Source organism: Legionella jamestowniensis, from assembly GCF_001467745.1.
Taxonomy (GTDB): Bacteria; Pseudomonadota; Gammaproteobacteria; order Legionellales; family Legionellaceae; genus Tatlockia; species Tatlockia jamestowniensis.
Genome location: NZ_LNYG01000013.1, coordinates 1646963 through 1650928 on the forward strand (window position 1 = coordinate 1646963; position 3966 = coordinate 1650928).

Sequence of the window (3966 nt, forward strand, 5' to 3'; positions counted from 1 at the left end):
AGACAGAAACGACTAGAAGAGACTCCAATGCGAGGGAGCGAAGCGACCAAGCATGGTCAAACAGCTGACCAGGGGCTATCTAATAAATTTTGACAAATTTCCCTGTTGGATAGAACGGCAGCGAAAGTTAGCAAAGCAAGTTTTTGCAAGAGATTTAACTTTAATCGAGGCATCGATGCGAACGAGTGAGGGAGCATACTTATGTATATGACCGAGCGAGAAAGTATCGATAACGACGAGTAAAGTTAAATATCGCAGTCAAAAAAAGGGGGTCGTAGCTCAGCTGGGAGAGCACCTGCCTTGCACGCAGGGGGTCGGGAGTTCGATCCTCCCCGGCTCCACCAACGTTTCTGTAGGATGCATCAGATTAAAGTGATTTTTAGAGAGATTGCTTTAATCTGGTTAATCCGGACGTTCATTAACAATTTGGTAAAGAAGAAAGGGTAAACACAAGCGAATTAGTATTTAATCTTTTGTCAGTTTATAACCTAAGAATGATTTGCGAAAATTTTTTTGCTAATCGAGGCATTTTTATGAGAGAGCGAAGGAGCATACATAAATATGTGACTGAGCGAGCGAATGAAGATGACGACGAGTAGCGAAAAAAGCTGAAGCAAAGAGGTGATTGAGGTTATATGGTCAAGAAGAGAAGCGCAAACGGTGGATGCCTTGGCAGTAAGAGGCGAAGAAGGACGTGGAATCCTGCGAAAAGCTCTGGGGAGTTGGAAACGTGCGTTGATCCAGAGATGTCCGAATGGGGGAACCCAACTTACGTGAGTAGGTTATCTGTGACTGAATACATAGGTTACAGAGGCGAACTCGGGGAACTGAAACATCTAAGTACCCGAAGGAAAAGAAATCAATTGAGATTCTCTAAGTAGCGGCGAGCGAACGGGGAAGAGCCTGGCATGATTTATCATTACTAGAAGTAGAACAGTCTGGGAAGTCTGACCGTAGGGGGTGAAAGTCCCGTATACGACATAGTAATGAAGAACTAGGCATGCGAACAAGTAGGCCGGGACACGTGAAATCCTGGTTGAAGATGGGTGGACCATCATCCAAGGCTAAATACTCCTTACTGACCGATAGTGAACCAGTACCGTGAGGGAAAGGCGAAAAGAACCCCGGAGAGGGGAGTGAAATAGAACCTGAAACCGTTTGCGTACAAGCAGTGGGAGCATTTCTTAGGAAGTGTGACTGCGTACCTTTTGTATAATGGGTCAGCGAGTTACTTTTAGTGGCGAGGTTAACTGAATAAGGAAGCCGTAGAGAAATCGAGTCTTAAAAGGGCGAGAGTCGCTGAGAGTAGACCCGAAACCGGGCGATCTAGCCATGTGCAGGATGAAGGTTGGGTAACACCAACTGGAGGTCCGAACCGGGTAATGTTGAAAAATTATCGGATGACGTGTGGCTAGGAGTGAAAGGCTAATCAAGCCCGGAGATAGCTGGTTCTCCCCGAAAGCTATTTAGGTAGCGCCTCGTGAATGATTACTGGGGGTAGAGCACTGTTTCGGCTAGGGGGCTGTCATGGCTTACCAAACCGATGCAAACTCCGAATACTGGTTAATTGAATCACGGGAGACACACGGCGGGTGCTAACGTCCGTCGTGAAGAGGGAAACAACCCAGACCGCCAGCTAAGGTCCCGAAGTTATAGTTAAGTGGGAAACGATGTGGGAAGGCCCAGACAGCCAGGAGGTTGGCTTAGAAGCAGCCATCCTTTAAAGAAAGCGTAATAGCTCACTGGTCGAGTCGGCCTGCGCGGAAGATGTAACGGGGCTAAAACTATACACCGAAGCTGCGGATGTGCACTAAGTGCACGTGGTAGGGGAGCGTTCTGTAGGCTGATGAAGGTAGATTGAGAAGTCTGCTGGAGGTATCAGAAGTGCGAATGCTGACATGAGTAACGATAAAGAGGGTGAAAAACCCTCTCGCCGGAAGTCCCAGGTTTCCTGCACGACGTTAATCGGAGCAGGGTGAGTCGGCCCCTAAGGCGAGGCTGAAGAGCGTAGTCGATGGGAACCAGGTTAATATTCCTGGACTTTTTATAAGTGGTGAAGTGGGGACGAAGAAGGCTAGGTGAGCCGGGCGTTGGTTGTCCCGGTACTGGCATGTAGGCGGAGAGACTTGGCAAATCCGGTTTCTTGTTAACGCAGAGGTGCTAAGTGGTCCTGACCCTACGGGGTGCAGGGAAGTCATTGATGCCAAGCTTCCAGGAAAAGCTGCTAGCCATAACTTATAGAGAACCGTACCGCAAACCGACACAGGTGGACAAGTAGAGAATACTAAGGCGCTTGAGAGAACTCGGGTGAAGGAACTAGGCAAAATGGTACCGTAACTTCGGGAGAAGGTACGCCCTTGCTGGTTAGTTTCCTTGCGAAACGAAGCTGGTGAGGGCCGCAGAGACCAGGTGGCTGCGACTGTTTATTAAAAACACAGCACTCTGCAAATTCGAAAGAAGACGTATAGGGTGTGACGCCTGCCCGGTGCCGGAAGGTTAATTGATGGGGTTATCTTCGGAGAAGCTCTTGATCGAAGCCCCGGTAAACGGCGGCCGTAACTATAACGGTCCTAAGGTAGCGAAATTCCTTGTCGGGTAAGTTCCGACCTGCACGAATGGCGTAACGATGGCCACGCTGTCTCCACCCGAGACTCAGTGAAATTGAAATCGCTGTGAAGATGCAGTGTACCCGCGGCTAGACGGAAAGACCCCGTGAACCTTTACTACAGCTTTGCACTGGACTTTGATGATAACTGTGTAGGATAGGTGGGAGGCTATGAAGTGCGGACGCCAGTTCGCATGGAGCCGACCTTGAAATACCACCCTGTTATTATTGAGGTTCTAACTTGGACCAGTAATCCTGGTTGAGGACAGTGTATGGTGGGTAGTTTGACTGGGGCGGTCTCCTCCCAAAGAGTAACGGAGGAGCACAAAGGTACCCTCGGTACGGTCGGACATCGTACCAAGAGTGTAAAGGCAAAAGGGTGCTTGACTGCGAGAGTGACGGCTCGAGCAGGTACGAAAGTAGGTCTTAGTGATCCGGTGGTTCTGAATGGAAGGGCCATCGCTCAACGGATAAAAGGTACTCCGGGGATAACAGGCTGATACCGCCCAAGAGTTCATATCGACGGCGGTGTTTGGCACCTCGATGTCGGCTCATCACATCCTGGGGCTGAAGCAGGTCCCAAGGGTATGGCTGTTCGCCATTTAAAGTGGTACGCGAGCTGGGTTTAGAACGTCGTGAGACAGTTCGGTCCCTATCTGCCGTGGGCGTAGGAAAATTGAGAGGAGCTGCTCCTAGTACGAGAGGACCGGAGTGGACGAACCTCTGGTGTACCGGTTGTGACGCCAGTTGCATTGCCGGGTAGCTAAGTTCGGACGGGATAACCGCTGAAAGCATCTAAGCGGGAAGCCTCCCTCAAGATGAGTTTTCCCATGAAGCCCGTTGAAGACTACGACGTTGATAGGCGAGGTGTGGAAGCGCAGTAATGTGTGAAGCTAACTCGTACTAATTGGCTGATTGTCTTGACCATATAACCTGAATTGCTTCGGGGGTTATGGTAAGCAAAGATTAAAAACTAGTGAAGCCGAAAGGCACTTGTGTTACCCTTAAATTCTTTACCAGCCTTAACTGGAAGACAGAGATTACTAGCTTGGGTCTTAACCCAACATCTCCTGCGACCAGTTTAGGACAACCAGTTTTCCTGGCGACCATAGCGGTCTGGAACCACCTGATTCCATCTCGAACTCAGTAGTGAAACAGACCTGCGCCGATGATAGTGTGAGGTTTCCTCATGTGAAAGTAGGTCATTGCCAGGGCTTTATTCCAAAGCGGCCTTTGTGCCGCTTTTTTTTTTGTGTTTAACCCCATTCTGAAGAACCGTCAGCTACCAAAGTGAAGTGAAGAATCCCTCCGCTTTTGTATCATGCTTCGCCTTAAAGAGATCCTTCAAGCAGCGTAGCTGC

At 49.4% G+C, this 3966-nt stretch carries 1 tRNA gene and 2 rRNA genes; all 3 read left to right on the top strand.

The features are described 5' to 3' along the window. Window positions 1-268 precede the first annotated feature (268 nt). The 3 genes from Ljam_RS11675 (at window position 269) to rrf (ending at window position 3819) form a co-directional block, all read left to right on the top strand. A tRNA-Ala gene (locus Ljam_RS11675) sits at window positions 269-344 on the top strand. 293 nt (window positions 345-637) lie between these two features. Next, window positions 638-3533, top strand: a 23S ribosomal RNA gene (locus tag Ljam_RS11680). Between the two features lie 170 nt (window positions 3534-3703). Next, a 5S ribosomal RNA gene (gene rrf, locus Ljam_RS11685) occupies window positions 3704-3819 on the top strand. Window positions 3820-3966 lie beyond the last annotated feature (147 nt).